This window comes from Sphaerisporangium aureirubrum (genome assembly GCF_042658925.1).
GTDB lineage: Bacteria > Actinomycetota > Actinomycetes > Streptosporangiales > Streptosporangiaceae > Sphaerisporangium > Sphaerisporangium aureirubrum.
Map to the genome: position 1 here is coordinate 112,889 of NZ_JBHSRF010000013.1, position 17,816 is coordinate 130,704.

General features: G+C 72.4%; 18 protein-coding genes. 6 read left to right on the forward strand and 12 right to left on the reverse strand.

Annotation, left to right across the window (positions count from 1 at the left end; translation table 11 throughout):
* Positions 1-30 precede the first annotated feature (30 nt).
* Positions 31-3,645, forward strand: coding sequence for a cobaltochelatase subunit CobN (cobN, locus tag ACFP1K_RS12610; RefSeq protein WP_380751095.1), 3,615 nt, complete (start codon positions 31-33; stop codon positions 3,643-3,645).
* Here cobN and ACFP1K_RS12615 read toward each other — a convergent pair.
* The 8 genes from ACFP1K_RS12615 to ACFP1K_RS12650 all read right to left on the reverse strand — a co-directional run bounded on the left by ACFP1K_RS12615 (position 3,600) and on the right by ACFP1K_RS12650 (position 11,081).
* Positions 3,600-4,958, reverse strand: a complete 1,359-nt coding sequence (locus ACFP1K_RS12615) for a cobyrinate a,c-diamide synthase (RefSeq protein ID WP_380751097.1) — start codon at positions 4,956-4,958, stop codon at positions 3,600-3,602. The two genes, cobN and ACFP1K_RS12615, sit on opposite strands and share 46 nt — an antisense overlap.
* Positions 4,952-5,554 (reverse strand): cob(I)yrinic acid a,c-diamide adenosyltransferase, encoded by a 603-nt coding sequence (cobO, locus tag ACFP1K_RS12620; RefSeq protein ID WP_380751100.1) that lies wholly within the window; start codon positions 5,552-5,554, stop codon positions 4,952-4,954. The genes ACFP1K_RS12615 and cobO overlap by 7 nt, the downstream gene beginning before the upstream one ends.
* Positions 5,555-5,557: 3 nt before the next feature.
* Positions 5,558-7,675, reverse strand: a complete 2,118-nt coding sequence (locus ACFP1K_RS12625) for a magnesium chelatase subunit D family protein (RefSeq protein WP_380751103.1) — start codon at positions 7,673-7,675, stop codon at positions 5,558-5,560.
* 39 nt (positions 7,676-7,714) lie between these two features.
* The gene (locus ACFP1K_RS12630; protein WP_380751106.1) at positions 7,715-8,455 is read right to left on the reverse strand and encodes a CbtA family protein; all 741 of its coding nucleotides are present in this window, start codon (positions 8,453-8,455) and stop codon (positions 7,715-7,717) included.
* 8 nt (positions 8,456-8,463) lie between these two features.
* A complete protein-coding gene (locus ACFP1K_RS12635; RefSeq protein WP_380751109.1) occupies positions 8,464-8,649 on the reverse strand; it encodes a CbtB domain-containing protein in 186 nt (61 codons plus the stop codon).
* 198 nt (positions 8,650-8,847) lie between these two features.
* Positions 8,848-9,606 carry a precorrin-6A synthase (deacetylating) gene (cobF, locus tag ACFP1K_RS12640; RefSeq protein ID WP_380751112.1) on the reverse strand — a complete coding sequence of 253 codons (759 nt, stop codon included), beginning with the start codon at positions 9,604-9,606 and terminating at the stop codon, positions 8,848-8,850.
* Positions 9,607-9,654: 48 nt separating this feature from the next.
* On the reverse strand, positions 9,655-10,014 hold the full coding sequence (locus ACFP1K_RS12645; RefSeq protein ID WP_380751115.1) for a spore germination protein GerW family protein: 360 nt from the start codon (positions 10,012-10,014) through the stop codon (positions 9,655-9,657).
* 95 nt (positions 10,015-10,109) lie between these two features.
* Positions 10,110-11,081 (reverse strand): UDP-glucuronic acid decarboxylase family protein, encoded by a 972-nt coding sequence (locus ACFP1K_RS12650; RefSeq protein ID WP_380751118.1) that lies wholly within the window; start codon positions 11,079-11,081, stop codon positions 10,110-10,112.
* Between the two features lie 267 nt (positions 11,082-11,348).
* On the opposite strand from ACFP1K_RS12650, the gene ACFP1K_RS12655 reads away from it, so the two are divergent.
* Positions 11,349-11,891 carry a D-glycero-alpha-D-manno-heptose-1,7-bisphosphate 7-phosphatase gene (locus ACFP1K_RS12655; RefSeq protein ID WP_380751121.1) on the forward strand — a complete coding sequence of 181 codons (543 nt, stop codon included), beginning with the start codon at positions 11,349-11,351 and terminating at the stop codon, positions 11,889-11,891.
* Between the two features lie 60 nt (positions 11,892-11,951).
* Positions 11,952-12,299 carry an MmcQ/YjbR family DNA-binding protein gene (locus ACFP1K_RS12660; RefSeq protein WP_380751124.1) on the forward strand — a complete coding sequence of 116 codons (348 nt, stop codon included), beginning with the start codon at positions 11,952-11,954 and terminating at the stop codon, positions 12,297-12,299.
* Here ACFP1K_RS12660 and ACFP1K_RS12665 read toward each other — a convergent pair.
* The 3 genes from ACFP1K_RS12665 to ACFP1K_RS12675 form a co-directional block, all read right to left on the reverse strand.
* Positions 12,278-13,261 (reverse strand): helix-turn-helix domain-containing protein, encoded by a 984-nt coding sequence (locus ACFP1K_RS12665; protein ID WP_380751127.1) that lies wholly within the window; start codon positions 13,259-13,261, stop codon positions 12,278-12,280. The genes ACFP1K_RS12660 and ACFP1K_RS12665 overlap by 22 nt on opposite strands.
* A gap of 52 nt (positions 13,262-13,313) precedes the next feature.
* Complete coding sequence (locus ACFP1K_RS12670; protein WP_380751130.1) at positions 13,314-14,135, reverse strand: alpha/beta fold hydrolase; 822 nt, start codon at positions 14,133-14,135, stop codon at positions 13,314-13,316.
* Between the two features lie 125 nt (positions 14,136-14,260).
* Entirely contained in the window at positions 14,261-15,097 is an 837-nt protein-coding gene (locus ACFP1K_RS12675; protein ID WP_380751133.1) for an alpha/beta hydrolase, read from the reverse strand.
* A 172-nt stretch (positions 15,098-15,269) separates the two neighbouring features.
* Here ACFP1K_RS12675 and ACFP1K_RS12680 point away from each other — a divergent pair, with 172 nt between their 5' ends.
* The 3 genes from ACFP1K_RS12680 (at position 15,270) to ACFP1K_RS12690 (ending at position 17,151) form a co-directional block, all read left to right on the forward strand.
* Complete coding sequence (locus ACFP1K_RS12680) at positions 15,270-15,728, forward strand: nitroreductase/quinone reductase family protein (RefSeq protein ID WP_380751136.1); 459 nt, start codon at positions 15,270-15,272, stop codon at positions 15,726-15,728.
* A gap of 65 nt (positions 15,729-15,793) precedes the next feature.
* Complete coding sequence (locus ACFP1K_RS12685; RefSeq protein WP_380751139.1) at positions 15,794-16,300, forward strand: MarR family winged helix-turn-helix transcriptional regulator; 507 nt, start codon at positions 15,794-15,796, stop codon at positions 16,298-16,300.
* Positions 16,301-16,413: 113 nt separating this feature from the next.
* Complete coding sequence (locus tag ACFP1K_RS12690; RefSeq protein WP_380751142.1) at positions 16,414-17,151, forward strand: DsbA family protein; 738 nt, start codon at positions 16,414-16,416, stop codon at positions 17,149-17,151.
* Between the two features lies 1 nt (position 17,152).
* Here the strand turns inward: ACFP1K_RS12690 and ACFP1K_RS12695 are convergent, their stop codons facing one another.
* Positions 17,153-17,806 (reverse strand): TetR/AcrR family transcriptional regulator, encoded by a 654-nt coding sequence (locus tag ACFP1K_RS12695; protein ID WP_380751145.1) that lies wholly within the window; start codon positions 17,804-17,806, stop codon positions 17,153-17,155.
* Between the last annotated feature and the right edge of the window lie 10 nt (positions 17,807-17,816).

Below are 17,816 nucleotides of genomic sequence, written 5' to 3' on the forward strand. Positions count from 1 at the left end.
CGGGGCGAGGACCCCGAGGGAGGATGCTCCATGCTGCCGGTGCGGCCCGCGATCCTTTTGCTCTCCACATCAGACACCGACCTGCTCAGCGCCCGGTCCAGCGGGGCGGCGTACCGCCTCGGCAACCCGGCGCGGCTGGCCGTCGGCGACCTGCCCGCCCTGACGGCGGACGCCGACCTCGTCGTCGTCCGCATCCTCGGCGGGCGCCGCGCGTGGGAGGACGGCCTGGACCACCTGCTGGCCGGCCCGCTCCCCGTCGTGGTGCTCGGCGGCGAGCAGGCGCCGGACGCCGAGCTGATGAAACTTTCCACGGTCAGCGCGGGCACCTGCGCCGAGGCGCACGCCTACCTCGCGCACGGCGGCCCGGCCAACCTCACCGAGTTGCACGCCTTCCTGTCCGACACGGTGCTGCTCACCGGCCGCGGTTTCGCGCCCCCCGAGCCCGCGCCGTCCTGGGGACGTCTGGACCGCACCCCCGCGAGGGAAGACGGCCCGGTGATCGGCGTGCTGTACTACCGCGCGCACCACATGGCGGGCAACACCGCTTTCGTCGAGACGCTGTGCCGGGCCGTGGAGGACGCCGGGGGCCGCCCCCTGCCCGTCTTCTGCTCCTCGCTGCGCACCGCCGACCCCGCCCTGCTGGACACGCTGAGGGCCGCGGACGCCCTGGTCGTCACGGTGCTCGCCGCGGGCGGCTCCCGTCCGGCCACCGCGGGCGCGGGCGGCGACGACGAGGCGTGGGACGTCGGCGCGCTCGCCGAGCTGAACGTGCCGATCCTTCAGGGCCTCTGCCTGACGAGCGGCAGGCGCGAGTGGGAGGACAACGACGACGGCCTGTCACCTCTGGACGCCGCGTCCCAGGTGGCCATCCCCGAGTTCGACGGCCGCATCATCACGGTGCCGTTCTCGTTCAAGGAGATCGACGAGGACGGCCTGACCGTCTACGTGGCCGACCCCGAGCGGGCACGGCGGGTGGCGGGCATCGCCGTACGGCACGGGCTGCTCAGGCACGTCCCGCCGGCCGAGAAGCGGCTCGTCGTGATGCTGTCGGCGTACCCCACCAAGCACGCCCGGATGGGCAACGCCGTCGGGCTGGACACCCCGGCGAGCACGGTACGGCTGCTCGCCCGGCTCCAGCGCGAGGGCTACGACCTCGGCGACGGCTTCCCCGGGGTCGCCGGGCAGGACGGCGACGCGCTGATCCACGCGCTGATCGCGGCGGGCGGCCAGGACCAGGAATGGCTGACCGAGGAGCAGCTGGCCGCCAACCCGGTGCGCTTCCCGGCCGCCGCCTACCAGGAGTGGTACGCCACGCTGCCCGCCGGCCTGCGGGAGAAGATGGAACGGCACTGGGGCCCGCCGCCGGGCGAGTTGTTCGTGCACGAGGGCGACATCGTGCTGGCCGCGCTGCGGGCGGGCAACGTCGTGCTGATGGTGCAGCCGCCGCGCGGCTTCGGCGAGAACCCCATCGCCATCTACCACGACCCCGACCTGCCGCCGAGCCACCACTACCTGGCGGCCTACCGCTGGCTGTCGGCGGAGTTCGGCGCGCACGCGATGGTGCACGTGGGCAAGCACGGCAACCTCGAATGGCTGCCCGGCAAGTCGGCGGGCCTGTCGGCGTCCTGCGGGCCGGACGCGGCGCTCGGCGAGCTGCCGCTGGTGTACCCGTTCCTGGTGAACGACCCCGGCGAGGGCACCCAGGCCAAGCGGCGGGCGCACGCCGTGCTGGTGGACCACATGGTGCCGCCGATGGCCCGCGCCGACACCTACGGCGACATCGCGCGGCTGGAGCAGCTGCTGGACGAGCACGCCACCATCGCCGCGATGGACCCGGCCAAGCTGCCCGCCATCAGGGCGCAGATCTGGACGCTCATCCAGGCGGCGCGGCTCGACCACGACCTCGGGCTGGAGGACCGGCCGCACGACACCGAGTTCGACGACTTCATCCTGCACGTGGACGGCTGGCTGTGCGAGGTGAAGGACGCCCAGATCAGGGACGGCCTGCACGTGCTCGGCGTGCCCCCCGAGGGTGGTCAGCGGGTGGACCTGGTGCTGGCGATGCTGCGGGCCCGGCAGATGTGGTCGGGCACCCGCACGCTGCCCGGCCTGCGCGAGGCGCTCGGCCTGGCCGAGGACGGCGGCGCGTCCCTGGCCGCCGTGGACCGCGCCGAGGCACTGGCCCGGGCGCTGGTGGCGGGCATGGAGGAGCAGGGCTGGGGGCCGTCCTCGGTGCCCGAGGTCGTCACGGCCGTACTCGGCCCCGCGGCGGGCGACGGGGTGGACCCGGGCATGGTGGAGCGCGTCCTCACCTTCGCGGCCACCGAGATCGTGCCGCGGCTGGCCCGGACGACCGACGAGGTCGACAACATCCTCGCCGCGCTCGCCGGGGAGTACGTGCCCGCCGGGCCGAGCGGTTCGCCGCTGCGCGGGCTGGTGAACGTGCTGCCGACCGGCAGGAACTTCTACTCGGTCGACCCCCGCGCCGTGCCGAGCAGGCTCGCGTACGAGACCGGCCAGGCCATGGCCGAGTCCCTGCTGGCCCGCTACCGCGCCGACACCGGCGACTGGCCCCGATCGGTCGGCCTGTCGGTGTGGGGCACCAGCGCGATGCGCACCGCGGGCGACGACATCGCCGAGGTGCTCTCACTGCTCGGGGTGCGCCCGGTGTGGGACGAGGCGTCGCGCCGCGTCACCCGGCTGGAGCCCGTGCCCCTGGCCGAGCTCGGCAGGCCGCGGATCGACGTCACCGTGCGGATCAGCGGGTTCTTCCGCGACGCCTTCCCGCATGTGGTGGCCATGCTGGACGACGCGGTGCGCATGGTCGCCGCGCTGGACGAGCCGCACGAGGACAACTACGTGCGGGCGCACGTCGCGGCCGACCTCGCCGGGCACGGCGACGACCGCAGGGCCACCATGCGGGTCTTCGGGTCCAGGCCCGGGGCGTACGGCGCCGGGCTGCTGCCGCTGATCGACAGCGGGAACTGGCGGGACGACGCCGACCTGGCCGAGGTGTACGCCGTGTGGGGCGGCTTCGCCTACGGGCGGGACCTGGACGGCGTGCCGGCCCGCCCGGACATGGAGAACGCCTACCGCCGCATCGCGGTCGCCGCCAAGAACGTCGACACCCGCGAGCACGACATCGCCGACTCCGACGACTACTTCCAGTACCACGGCGGCATGATCGCCACCGTGCGCGCGCTGACCGGCACCGCCCCCGCCGCGTACATCGGCGACAGCACGCGGCCGGACGCGGTGCGCACCCGCACGCTGGTCGAGGAGACGTCCCGGGTCTTCCGCGCCCGGGTGGTCAACCCGAACTGGCTCGCCGCGATGCGCAGGCACGGCTACAAGGGGGCCTTCGAGCTGGCCGCGACGGTCGACTACCTGTTCGGCTACGACGCCACCACCGGGGTCGTCGCCGACTGGATGTACGACAAGCTGGCCGCCACGTACGTCCTGGACCCCGTCAACCAGGAGTTCATGGCCAAGTCCAACCCGTGGGCGCTGCACGGCATCGCCGAACGGCTGCTCCAGGCGGCCGGACGCGGCATGTGGGAGCACCCCGACCCGGACATCCTGCGCGACCTGCAGGAGGTCTACCTCAAGAGCGAAGGCGACCTGGAGGACGACACGAGCCGCTGAGCCAGCGCGGGCGTCCCGGCCCAGTGCAGGTGCAGATACGAAGCGGTCAACAGGCCGTCACCGAACCCGTCGCCCCCACCGTCCCACCGGAACAGCGGCGCGCCGGCGGAGGTGACGGCCGTCCGGTGGAACTCGTGCCCCCGGTACGCCTCCCCCGCCCGCGTCAGCAACGACGCCCGCGTGGCCACGGCGTCGCGATACCCCAGCGTCAGCCGCGGCGTCATCGCGGCCGTGGCAGCCAGCCGCCCGCACATCGGAACGCCGTCCAAGCTCTCGCACAGATACAGCAACCCCCCGCACTCCGCCGCGATCGCCCCCCCGAACCCCGCCACCTGCTCCCGCAACAAGACGTTGCCCGCCAGCTCTTCGGCATGCACCTCAGGAAACCCACCCCCGACGACCAGCCCCCCAACCCCCTCGGGCAGCCCCTCGTCCCGCAACGGATCGAACACCACCACCTCGGCCCCCGCCGCCCGCAACAACTCGACATGCTCCGCGTACCCGAACGTGAACGCCGCCCCCCCGGCCACCGCCACAACAGGCCGCCCACCCCCAGCCACCACCGCGCCCCCCGCCACCTCGTCGAGCGTCGCCTCCGGACTCCAGCGGCGCCCGGGAAGGGGAGGGGCGGTGCGGGCCAGCCGTACCAGGGCGTCGAGGTCGCACGAGCGGGCGATCAGTTCACCGAGGCGGGCCACGCCGGCCACGGCCTCGGTATGGCGCTCGGCGGCAGGGACCAGCCCGAGATGCCGGGACGGCGCGAACACGGCGTCGTCCCGCCGGAGCGCTCCGAGCACCGGGACGCCGGCCTGAGCGAGCGCCGAGCGGCACAGCTCCTCGTGCCGGTCCGACCCGACGCGGTTGAGCACCACCCCCGCGACCCGCACCCGGGGGTCGAACGTCGCGAACCCGTGCACCACGGCCGCCACCGACGTACTCTGCCGCGCGGCGTCCACCACCAGCACCACCGGCGCGTCCAGCAGCCGCGCGACGTGCGCGGTGGACGCGAATCCGGTGTCCCCCTTGCCGTCGAACAGCCCCATGACACCCTCGACGACCGCGATGTCACACCCCGCCGCCCCGTGCAGGAACAGCGGCACGATCCGCTCCTCCCCCACCAGCCACGGATCCAGGTTCCGCCCGGGCCGCCCGGTGGCCAGCGCGTGGTATCCGGGGTCGATGTAGTCGGGCCCCACCTTGTGCGGCGACACCCGCAGCCCCCGCCCCCGCAGCGCCGCCATCAGCCCCGTCGCCACCGTCGTCTTGCCGCTCCCGGACGCGGGGGCGGCGATCACCAGACGGGGGACTACCACTCGATGCCCTTCTGACCCTTCTGCCCGGTGTCCAGGGGATGACGCACCTTGCCCATCTCGGTGACCAGGTCGGCGACGTCCGTCAACCCCTGTGGAGCGTCCCGGCCGGTGATCACCACATGCTGGTTGCCGGGCCGGTCGGCCAGCGCCTTCAGCACGTCGTCGAGGTCGATCCAGCCCCACTTCAGGGGATAGGTGAACTCGTCGAGCACGTAGAAGCGATACGTCTCGGCCGCCAGGTCACGCTTGATCTGGGCCCAGCCCTCGCGAGCGTCCGCGGCGTGATCCTCCTCGGTGCCGGGGCGGCGGATCCACGACCACCCCTCGCCCATCTTGTGCCACGTCACCGGCCCGCCCTCCCCGGTCTCGCCGAGCAGGGTCAGCGCACGCTCCTCGCCGATGCGCCACTTGGCCGACTTCACGAACTGGAAGACCCCGATCGGCCAGCCCTGGTTCCACGCCCGCAGCGCCATGCCGAACGCCGCGGTCGACTTGCCCTTGCCGGGCCCGGTGTGCACGATCAGCAGCGGCCGCGTGCGACGCTGCCGGGTGGTGAGCCCGTCGTCGGGAACCATGTCGGGCTTGCCCTGCGGCATCGCTCAGACCGCCTTTCGCTGATCGCGGCCGACCGCGTGCGGGCCGTCGGCCCTCCGGTGGTCACGGACCACCGAACCCAGATCAGCCAGTGAGTCCAGGCTGACCACGCGGGCGCGCAACCGGACCGCCAGACGTCCGGCCAGGCCGAGACGCACCGGCCCGCTCTCGCAGTCGACGACCACGCTCGCCGTGCCCGCCAGCCGCGCGGCGGCCCGATCCACGTCACCGCCCGCCGTGGCGCGGCCATCGGTCACCACCACCAGCAGCGGGCGCCGCGCCGGGTCACGCAGCCGTTCGATCCGCAGCACCTCGGCGGCCCGCAGCAGCCCAGCGGCGAGCGGGGTACGGCCGCCGGTCGGCAACGAGCGCAGCCGGGCCGCGCCCACCTCGACCGAGGACGTCGGCGGGAGCGCCAGCTCGGCCCCCGCGCCGCGGAAGGTGACCATGCCGACCTTGTCCCGCCGCTGGTAGGCGTCCAGCAGCAGGCTGAGCACCGCGGTCTTGACGGCGGTCATCCGCTTCCTCGCGGCCATGGAGCCGCTGGCGTCCACCACGAACAGCACGAGATTGCCCTCCCGCCCCTCGCGGACCACCGCGCGCAGGTCGTCCGCCCGCAGCAGCAACCCGGGACCGCTACGCCCGCGCTCCCGCTGGTGCGGCGCCGCGGCCAGCAGCGTGGCGATCAGGTGGACCGAACGCGCCCGCCCGTCCGGCACCCGGGCACCGGTGGTACGGCCGCGCGGGGTACGGGCCCGCGACCTGCGCCCGGCGGCGCCCTCACCGAGTCCGGGCACGGTCAGCACGGGCACCCGGTACGGCAGCGCCACCGCGGCCACCTGCCCGTCGCCCGCCCCTTGGTCCCGCGCGCCCGCGTCGTCCCGACGATCCGCCTCGTCCGTGCCCTTCGCATCGTCCGAATGGTCCTTGGTACCGTCTCGCGCCGTGCCGTCCCGCGCCGTGCCGTCCTCGCCGGCCGGACCCTCCGGCGGGTCCGCCGCACCGGAGGCGCCGTCCGGTGCGGAATCGGTGTCCCCCTCCGGAGATCCGTCCCCGCCGCGATCGGGCCCGCCGTCCTCCGGAGCCGGCCCGTCCGGTGTGTCGTCCGGGTCGTCGTCCCCCTGGGCCAGCAGTTCCTCCAGCAGGTCCTCGTCCAGCCCGGGCGCGTCGAACGGATCGCGCCGCCTCCGGTGCGGCAGCGACAGCCGGGCCGCGGCGCGGACGTCGGCGGTGGTGACGGTGTCGCGGCCCTGCCAGGCGGCGTGCGCGATGGCGGTGTTCGCGGTCACCAGATCGGCCCGCAGGCCGTCCACCTCGAAGGCGGCGCAGACGGTCGCGATCTGCCGCAGCCGGTCGTCGGGCAGCCGCACCCGCGCCACGTCGCCCCGCGCCCGGACGATCCGCGCGGCCAGCGCCTCCTCCTCGGGAGCCCAGCGCGCGGCGAACCCCCCGGGGTCGGCGTCGTACGCGAGCCGCCGCCGCACCACCTCGGCCCGCTCCGCGGGGTCGCGGGACGCCTTCACCTCCACGGTCAGCCCGAACCGGTCCAGCAGCTGCGGCCGCAGCTCCCCCTCCTCGGGGTTCATGGTCCCGACCAGCAGGAACCGTGCCGCGTGCCGCACCGACACGGTCTCCCGCTCGACGTAGCAGGTCCCGAGGGCGGCGGCGTCGAGCAGCAGGTCCACGAGGTGGTCGTGCAGCAGGTTGACCTCGTCGACGTAGAGCACGCCGCGGTGCGCGGCGGCGAGCAGGCCGGGCTCGAACGCCTTCACGCCCTCGGTGAGCGCGCGCTCCAGGTCCAGCGACCCGACCAGCCGGTCCTCCGAGGCACCCACCGGCAGCTCCACCAGCGCGGCGGGCCGGGTGCGCAGACCGCCGGACTCGTGCGGCCCGTCGGGGCAGCCGGGGTCCGGCGCGGCGGGGTCACAGGAGAAACGGCAGCCGGTGACCACGTCCACCGGCGGGAGCTGGGCGGCAAGCGCCCGCACGATGGTGGACTTGGCGGTGCCTTTCTCGCCGCGCACCAGCACGCCGCCCACCCGGGGCGACACGGCGTTGAGCACCAGTGCCAGCTTGAGGTCGTCCAGGCCCACGACCGCGCTGAAGGGATAGGTGACGATCACTAGCTGACCTTCCGGTCGACCTGGGGAATGAGGCTCGGCTCAGCGGGGCGACGGCACGGGGGCCTGGACCCGGCGCGCGGCCCGGTCGCAGGCGTACCCGAACAGCACTCCGAAGGCCGTCCAGAACACCAGCTGGGTGCCGAGGGAGGAGAGCCTGAACTCCCACAGCAGGGTGGCGGGGAACCCGGAGGGAACCTCGTCGATCCTCGGCAACAGCAGCCACGCGGCGACCACCGGCACCAGGAACGCGGCCCCGCCGGACAGCCACCGGGCCCAGGGCCCGCCGGTGACGCGGCGGGAGGTGCCGACGGCGACCGCGACGGACACCAGGCCCACCACGACCATGATCACGTGGAGGAGGGTGCGGCTGTTGATGGTCTCCGGATCACCGACCGCCGGAGGGTTGGCCGGATATTTCAGGAAAGGCACCAGCACGATGGCCACGAACGCGGTCCCGGCGGCGGCCAGCGCGAGACCGCCGTCCGCACGGGGACCGACCCGCCCGCGCAGCCCCGCGAACACCAGCGCGAACACGCCGCCGACGGCCAGGCCGTACAGCCCGGTCGCCAGGAACAGCCCGGCCTTCTGCACCGGCCTGCTCACCACGGCCTCGTCGCCGTGCTCGTGCCCGCCGCCGTCCGCGTGCGCGGGCTCGGCGGCCTGCTCGATGGCGATGGCGCCGTCCACGTACCGCTCGCCGAAGGCGAACGCGAAACCGCCCGCCACCAGACCGGCCAGCAGGCCGAGCAACAACCCTCGCACCAGAAGCGCGCGTACCACCCCGGCCCCTAGTGACACGGGACGCCGAGCAGGTGCCGTCCGTCGTGCATGAGCTCGTGGAGGTACGGACCGGCCTGCGAGAGGGCGCCGTTGTCCATCAGGACCAGGTAGGCGACCAGCAGAAGCAGGGGCACCGCCGCCAGCCACGGGCGCAGGCGGGGAAAGGGAACAGTGGTCGTGGTCAGGCCACTCATGGTGATCCTCCTCGGGGATGACGCGTCCCATCAGCTGAGGTCACGGTCGCCGAGCGACCTGGCTCCCGGGATCTTCGTCCCGGATACAGTGGCGCGTCCGCACCGGCATCTCACCGGATTTCCCTCGGACAACCGTGAAATCCCCCGGAACGTACCTTTTCTCCACCATCCCGTCAACCTCTACCTAGTCATCATGATCTAGGACAGAGGATCACGCCTGCGCAGCAGATAGGTGTCCATGATCCACCCCTTCCGCTCCCGGGCCGCCGCCCGCACCTCCTTGATCCGTTCGGCCACCTCCTCCACCGGCCCGGCCACCAGGATCTCGTCCGGCGTCCCGACATAGGCCCCCCAGTAGATGTCGAACCCCTGCATCCCCGCGAAGGCGCACCGCGCGTCCAGCATCACCACGATGTCGTCCACGTCCCCCGGGCCCTCGGCCTCCAGCCGCCGCCCCGTGGTGACCTGAACCGGCCGCCCCACCCGCGTCAGGCTGGTCCGATGCCGCGCCGTCAGCGCCGCCACGCTGCTGATCCCCGGCACCACCTCGTACTCGAACGCCACCGCCCCCCGCCCGAGCACCTCCTCCAGGATCGCCAGCGTGCTGTCGTACACCCCCGGATCCCCCCACACCAGGAACCCGCCCGTCTCTCCCTCCCCGAGCTCCTCCGCGATGAGGCGCTCGTAGACGACCGCCCGCCGCGACCGCCACTCCTCCACCGCCCCCGCGTACCCCGCCGCCGTCCGGTCCCGCTCCGGATCCCGCGCCTCGACCACCCGATGCCCCGGCCGCCCGTGCGCCTCGACCATCCCCCGCCGCAGCCGCACGAGATCGTCCTTCGCCTCCCCCTTGTCCAGCACGAAGAACACATCCACGAGCCCGATGGCCTTGACCGCCTGCAACGTGAGGTGATCGGGATCCCCGGCCCCGATCCCCACGACCAGCATTCGCTTCATCCGCCCGAGTCTGCCGGACGCCTCAGACCACCCGGCGGCGGGACCCGCCTAGCCCTTCTGCCGCCGCGTCTTGGCCCGCCCCCGCACGATCGCCCAAACCACCAGAAGCCCGATGCCCGCGATGATCTGCCCCCCGAGAACAAGCCGCCTGACATCCACCACCGGAACCCACCCGACCTCCCCGTTCTTGATCACATAAACCCCCACAGGCGAAACCTTCAGCCCAAGCCCCCCGCCACCCCCCTCCGGTCCGCCGGCGGTCCCCCCGCCCCCACCGCCGCCCCCGCCCCCACCCGCGATCCGCGCCACAGGAATGACCGTCACCCCATCCCGCTCCACCGGCTCCCCGAACACCCGCTCGACCGACACACTGTCGGTCGCCTTCTCCACCAGTTCTTTGAAGTCCATGACCCGTCCCTTCCCAGCGCTCTTTGATCGATCATGCCGCGCCGGACGCGGCGGCGGGAGGGATCGGCCGGCGCGAAACAGAAGGGGACAGGGAATCAGCGGCGGGTGGTGGCGCGTTCGCGGCCGCCGTGGAGGTAGGCGTCGAACCACTCGATGGTGCGGCGCAGGCCGGTGACCGGGTCGATACGGGGACGCCAGTTCAGGCGGCGTTCGGCGAGGGTGGTGTCGGGGCGGCGGACGGCGGGGTCGTCCACGGGGCGTTCGACGAAATGGATGGGGGAGGACGAGGAGGCAAGGTCGCGGATGGTCTCGGCTATTTCCAGGACGGACATCTCGGTGGGGTTGCCTATGTTGACGGGGCCCTCGAAGTCGCTGTCGGCCAGGGCCAGGATGCCGTCCAGGGTGTCGTCCAGATAACCGATCGATCTGGTCTGGCTGCCGTCGCCGGTGACGGTCAGGGGTTCGCCGTTCAGGGCCTGGCGGATGAAGGTGGGGATGGCGCGGCCGTCGTAGGGGCGCATACGGGGGCCGTAGGTGTTGAAGATGCGGACGATTGCGGTGTCGGTGCCGTGGGTGGTGCGGTACGCGGTGGTCAGGGACTCGGCGAAGCGTTTGGCCTCGTCGTAGACGCTGCGGGGGCCCACGGGATTGACGTTGCCGCGGTAGGTCTCACGCTGGGGGTGTTCCAGGGGGTCGCCGTAGACCTCGCTGGTGGAGGCGAGGACGAAGCGGGCGTCCTTCTCGCGGGCCATTCCCAGGGCGTGCAGGGTGCCGATGCTCCCGACCTTTAGGGTCTCGATGGGGTGGCGTAAGTAGTCGAAGGGCGAGGCGGCGGAGGCGAAGTGGAGCACCATGTCCACCTGGCCGGCCACGTGCACGAAACCGGTGAGGTCGCATTCCACCAGGCGGAACGGCGGGCACCCGAGGAGGTGCGAGACGTTTCGCGGCGAGCCTGTGAGGAAGTTGTCCATACAGATCACCGTGTCCCCGCGGGCCAGAAGACGCTCACAAAGATGAGAGCCCAGGAATCCGGCACCCCCGGTCACGACGATCCTCATTCGGCACATCCCTTCCACGGATACGCGACGCCGGCGCATTGACCGGACGGCACGGGCCTCGTCCCCGGCACGCCTGACGCGAGCCACCGTGGGAGTCCTGACGGACCACGAGCACAGGAGGGTCAGGTGGCTCCTGGCATAGGACAGCATCCGACTACCTGTAGGAGGAGCGTTCAAACCGGGGCCCTGGGGAGTGGTGGGTCACCGGGTCCCGGAGCTGCGCTTAGTGACGCAAAGTAGTTGTTAGTACCCCGCCGGACCGGGTATCGCACCCCGATGCCGAGGAATGTCCGCCCCGCCGCGGTGCTGTTCGACCGGGACGGAACCTTGATCGTGGACGTGCCCTACAACACCGACCCGGCCCTGGTGCGCCCGGTCCCCGGCGCCCGCGCGGCGCTGGACCGGCTGAGACGGATGGGCGTGCCGATCGGCGTGGTGACCAACCAGGCGGGGGTCGCGATGGGCCTGATCGGCGAGGACGCACTCCAGGCGGTGAACACGCGGGTCGAGGAGTTACTCGGGCCCTTCGGCGTGTGGGCGGTGTGCCCGCACGACGACGGCGACGGGTGCGACTGCCGCAAGCCCATGCCGGGACTGGTGCTGCGTGCGGCGACGGCGCTCGGCGTCGCACCCGAGGACTGCGTGGTCATCGGGGACATCGGCCGGGACATGGACGCGGCCCGGGCCGCCGGGGCCAGAGGGATCCTCGTGCCGACCCCGGTGACCCTGCCCGCGGAGGTGGCCGCGGCGCCCGAGGTCGCCGCCGACCTGACGGCTGCGGTGGACGCGGCGCTCCGCGGAACCGGGACGGGTCGCTGACCGAGATCGCCTGAGACGTCCCCCGGCCGAATGTCGGTCCCGCCTGGTACACCTTGACGCATGGGCGTGAGTATCGACGAGTTCCTCGACATCCTGGACGGCCTGCCGGAGGTGCAGCAGATCCCCGGTGGTGACTGGGTCGCCCTGAAGGTTCGCGGCAAGGGGTTCGGTTATCTGTGGGAGCGCACGCAGACGGTCGGGCTCAAGGCCACCGTCGACGAGCAGATCGCCCTTGTCGCGGAGCGGCCGGATGTCTTTGAGAAGCAGTTCACGACCGATCGGTTCGGGTGGGTCGTCGTGCATCTTCCGAAGATCGCTCCGGATGAGCTCACCGAGCTCGTCACCGAGGCCTGGTATCTCACCGCGCCCAAGTCGCTGGCCGACAGCTACGAGTTCCCGGCGGGCTGATCCGCGGGGGGCGGGCGGTGGGTGCGCAGGGCGGCGATGGTCCAGAGGTGGGCGTCGCGGGCGAGGGTCAGGTGGGACGGGGAGGGGACGCCGGAGGGGTAGGGGGGCCAGGAGTTGACGGTGGCCATCAGGTGCCAGTAGCGCTCGGCGCGGGGGTCCGCGGCGAGTTCCAGTTCCTGTAGCAAGGTGTCGTCGCGGTGGCCGGGCGGGGGGTCGGCGAGGATGCGGGCGAGTACTTCGCCGGCTTCGGGGGACTCGGGGGGGATGCCGTCCTGGCGGGCGGTGGAGGCGTGGCGGATCAGGCGGCGGGTGAAGTTCTCCGGGGCTCCGGGGGTCTCGCGGCGGGCGGCGCGGGCGCGGGCCACCTGGGTGGCGAGGGCGCGGATCGCGCGGCGGAAGTCCTGGTCCCGCACCAGTGTGGCCAGTTCCACCCAGGCGTCGACCTGCGCGGCGGTGGGGTCGTCGGGGAGGTCGGGGGTGCCGAGCCTCAGGCGGGTGTGGATGCCGCCTGAGGGGTCGAGGTCGCTCAGGACCTCGTCCAGGAAGTCGTCGACGATCTGCTTGCGCTGCTCGGCGGACAGTCTGGCCAGTTCGCTCATCTGGGCGATCTCCTCGGTGCTCGATCCGCGGTGGACGACGGTGGACAGCACCGCGCGGCGCAGCCGGAGCGTGCGGATGCTCGCGTCGAGGGCCTCCACGTGCATGGCGGCGACCTCGGCGAGCGTGGTCTCCTTCTCCAGTACGCGGCGGATGTCGTCCAGGCCGAGGCCGAGGTCGCGCAGGGTGGCGACCAGCTCCAGCCGGGCGACGGACCCCGCGTCGTACAGCCGCCAGCCCCTGGCGGTCCGGGCCGCCGGGGAGATCGCGCCGATGTCGGACCAGAACCGGATGGTGCGCACCGGCAGCCCGGTGCGACGGGCCAGCCCGCCGATGGTGAACAGCGCGCCACTGTCGTCCTTCATGGTGGCGAGTGTCGCTGCTCCAGCGGCTGGAGATGCAAGGGCCGCCTCGGGGTCAGGAGGCGAGGAAGGCGAGGAGGTCGGTGTTGAAGGTGTCGCGGAAGGAACCGGTGAGGCCGTGGGGGGCGCCTGGGTAGATCTTCAGGGTGGCGTTCTCCACCAGTTTGACGGACTCCAGGGCCGCGGCGGTGATGGGGACGATCTGGTCGTCGTCGCCGTGGGCGATCAAGGTGGGGACGTCGACGCGTTTGAGGTCCTCGGTGAAGTCGGTCTCCGAGAAGGCCTTGATGCAGTCCAGGGCGGCCTTGAGGCCCACCTGCATGCTCCAGAGCCAGAAGGAGTCGCGCTGGCCTTCGGATACGACGGCGTCGGGGCGGTTGAAGCCGAAGAACGGGATGCTGAGGTCGCGGTAGAACTGGGAGCGGTCGGCGGAGACGCCGGCGCGGATGGCGTCGAACGCCTCGATGGGGAGGCCGAGCGGGTTGGCCTCGGTCTTGAGCATCAGGGGAGGCACGGCGCCGAGGAGTACGGCCTTGGCGACGCGGGAGGTGCCGTGCCTGCCGATGTACCTCGCCACCTCGCCGCCGCCGGTGGAGTGGCCGACGAGGACCACGTCGCGCAGGTCCAGGGTCTCGATCAGTTCGGCGAGGTCGTCGGCGTAGGTGTCCATCTCGTTGCCGTGCCAGGGCTGGCCGGAGCGGCCGTGCCCGCGCCTGTCGTGGGCGATGGCCCGGTAGCCGTTGGACGCCACCAGGTTCAGCTGGTCGTCCCAGGCGTCGGCGTTCAGCGGCCAGCCGTGACTGAACACGACCGGACGGCCGCCGCCCCAGTCCTTGTAGAAGATCGGGGTGCCGTCACCGGTGGTGAAGGTGGCCATGTGTCACGTCCTTTCGTCGGCGGTCCGTGAAACCCCCAGGTCACGGCCGCACACGTCAGGGTCGCGGCCCCTTCCGGGCCCGCCCACGGCAGGCTATGTCAGCGCCGATACGACGCGGCTAAAAATCAGACAAAACGCTGGAGGAACGTCAAAGCGGTCTGGGCGACCTCGCGCCAGCCGCTGTCGATGGTGAGGGCGTGGCCGCGGCCGGGGATCTCCACGATCTCGGTCACGTTCTCGTTGCCGGACTGGCGCTTGTAGGAGGCGTTGGCGATGGCCCACGGGACCGTGTGGTCCTTCTCGCCGGAGATGATCAGGAGGGGGCCGCGGGCGGGGTTCTCGGTGTCGACCTTCGCCTCGGTCCAGGGGTTGAGGTTCGCGGTGGCCGCCTGGAACAGCGGCTCGCCGGGGGCGGGGACGGCGTAGGTCTCGTACAGCTGCTTGGCCTCCTCCTCGCTGACGGCGTTGGCGAAGGCGAAGCGGAACTGCTCGTAGGTGAGGGGCACGGCGCGGTGGAGGTTGGCCGGGTTGCCGAGCACGGCCGAGGCGGCGCGCAGTGCGGAGAACGGCAGCGGCAGCACACCGCGGAACGGGGCGGGGTCGATGGCCACCGACGCCGTGGACAGGCCACGTCCGGCGAGGATCTGCGTGAGCAGGCCGCCGAAGGAGTGGCCGACCAGCGCGGGCTTGCGGTCCAGCTTGCCGATCACGTCGGTGTAGTGGTCGGCGACGTCTCCGATGCTCTTGTTGGCGAAGACCTCGGGATGGGCGTTGGCCTCGGCCACCGTCTCGGGGTCGTCGGGCCAGCCCGGCGTGAGCGCCGTGTAGCCCGCCTCCTCGAAGACCTCCGCCCAGCGGTCCCAGCTGCTCGGCAGGAGCCACAGGCCGTGGATGAACACGACAGGCGTGCGGCCGCTGGCGTTCGCCTTCTCGATCTCTTGCATGTCATGGGCTGTCGTCATGGGAGGAAACGTAACCCCTGGGGCGCTCGCCCCGATCCATCGACCAGCTGCATTCAACGTTAAAGCTCGGTTAACGCCCTTACCACCTCATATGCCGCAGGCCATAACATTCCTCTGCGTGGCCGCCGCCTCCGCGCCGCGTGCCGACCCGAACGACCGAGGAGCTCTGAAGATGGGGCCGACCGACCACCAACCCCGAGGGTGGCTCAGGAGGACACCGCGCGCGCCGCTGTGGCTGTACCGGCACGGCCTCGGCTGGATGCTCGGCGAGCGCTTCCTCTACCTGGTGACCCGGGGCCGCGCCACCGGCCTGGCCCGGGAGACCACCCTGGAGGTCGTCCACCTCGACCGGTCCGCCGGGACGGTGTACGTGCTCTCCGGCCGGGACGGCGGCGGCGACTGGTACCGCAACCTCCAGGCGGCCCCCGCGCTGGAGATCCGGCTGGGCAGGCGCCGGCTGCCGAGGCCCGCGCACCGGTTCCTCACCCCCGAGGAGTGCGGGTCGATCCTGCTGCGCTACCGCGGCACCCGCCCGCTGACGCGCCACGGGCTCGCCCCGCTGATCGACCCGTCCGACCCGGCGCAGCTGAGCGGTGTGCACGCCGTCGCCTTCCACCCGGCGTACTCCTGATCGGATGACACCCGGTCCGCGGCGACGCCGAGGCCGGCCCGGAGAACGAACCAGAAACGGTGCCTATGGCAGAGCATGTCGCCGACGAGCCCTGCGAGGAGGACTTCGAGGCCGTCACCTCCGCGGTGCTCGGGGCCTCGCGTCTCCTGGTCGCCATCTCCGCGCGTTCACTGGCCGCCGCCGAGGACCGGGTGACCCTGCCGCAGTTCCGCATGCTGCTCGTGGTGTGGCAGGACGAGACCAAGCTCGTCACGCTGGCCGAGCGCCTCGGGGTGAATCCCTCCACCGCGCTGCGCATGGTGGACCGTCTCGCCTCCGCCGGGCTGGTCAGCCGCGAGGTGAACCCGAACAACCGCCGGGAGACCCTGCTGCGGCTGACCGGCGAGGGCCGCCGCCTGGTGGAGGAGGTCACCACCCGCCGCCGGACGGAGATCGCGACCATCGTCACCCGGATGCCCGTCTGCCAGCGGCAGGCGCTGATCAAGGCCATGCGCGCCTTCAACGAGGCCGGCGGCGAGGCACCGGTCCACGGCGCCTTCCCGCTCGGATGGCCGGACGCCCCTCCCTCCTGAGCGGCCCTTCCGCCCCCACCGCCGTACCCGCCCGGTAGCGTTTGTCAGGTCGGCACGGCGGCGGCGGCACGGGGACCACGCCGTCATCAGGGCGAGAGATGGGTTCCACGATCATGAGCAAGGCGTCTCGGCAATCGGCACGTGATCGCCTGCGCGAGGAGCGGATCCGCCAGGAGCAGCAGGACAAGCGGCGGCGCGTGCTGCTCATCGCCCTGGTGGTCGCCGTGGTGATCGTCGTGGTCGCCGGGGGGGTGCTGTACTCCATGAACCAGTCGAAGCCCAGCGAGTACACCGGCGGGCTCGCCCCCGTCACGGTCGACACCACCACGGCCACGGTCACCATGGCCAAGCCGGGCGTCACCGCTCCGGTGCTGGATGTCTACGAGGACTTCCAGTGCCCGATCTGCAAGGAGTTCGAGACGGTCAGCGGCGGCATCATCAAGGAGTTCGCCGCCCAGGGCAAGGTCAAGGTCGTCTACCACCCCATCGCGTTCGTCAACCCCGAGGGCTCGCTGCGCGCCGCGGCCGCCTCGCTGTGCGTGCCGGGGCAGTCCTGGGTCCGCCTCCACGACGAGATCTACGCCAAGCAGCCGGACGAGCGCACGGCGATCACCCTCGCCGACATGAAGACCTACGCCAAGGGCGCCGGGATCACGGACCCCGCGATGATCTCCTGCATGGACGCCCAGGGGTTCGCCGGGGTGGTCCAGAAGCACACCGAGGAGACCTTCAAGGGAGGCAAGGTCTCGGGCACACCGACCCTGCTGCTCAACGGCAAGGCGCTCACCACCGGCCAGACCCTGTCCGCCGACGGCCTGCGCGACGCGCTGACCAACGCCGCCAAGGGCTGAGTCAGCGCAGGGACGGGATCCCGGCGATCAGCGCGGTCAGGGCCCGGGTCAGCGTCGGCAGGAACGGCGGGCAGGTGGCCGCGATCTCGGGGTCCTGGGTGTACAGCTCGGCGAGCACCGGTGAGGGGTTGGCGACCGGGTAGAGCACGCCGGCCAGCGCGGCGGCGGCCCCGGCCAGCTCGCCGCCCTCGGTCGCGGTCAGGCCCGCGGCGGTGTCGCCGACGGCCGTGCCGATGCCGGCGACGACGCCTATCACGGCCCTCTTGAAGGCGCGGGCCGCCTCCAGTGAGACGTTGTGCTCCAGGCTGAGCGGCGCGTGGCCGATCAGGTCGCAGAGCAGCGGGCGCGCCGCCAGGGTCTCGGCGAGCGCGGCGGCGACCTCGGCGGCGCCGGAGGTGTGGCCGAGCCGGGCGGCGACCGCCTCGCCCCAGCCGCGCCACTCCTCGGCCGCCAGTTCGAGATAGATCTCCTCGCGTGTCCCGAAATAGCGGGACACGTTGGACTTCGCCAGCCCGACGGCCACCGCGACGCCGCCCAGGCTGACGTCGCGCACGCCGTGCTGGAGGGCGAGCTCGCGTGCCGCGCCGAGGATCGCCTCCCGCCGCTGACGCTTCTGCTCCGGCTGCCTGGCCCGGACGAACGGTGCGTGCTTCATTTCTCCGCAA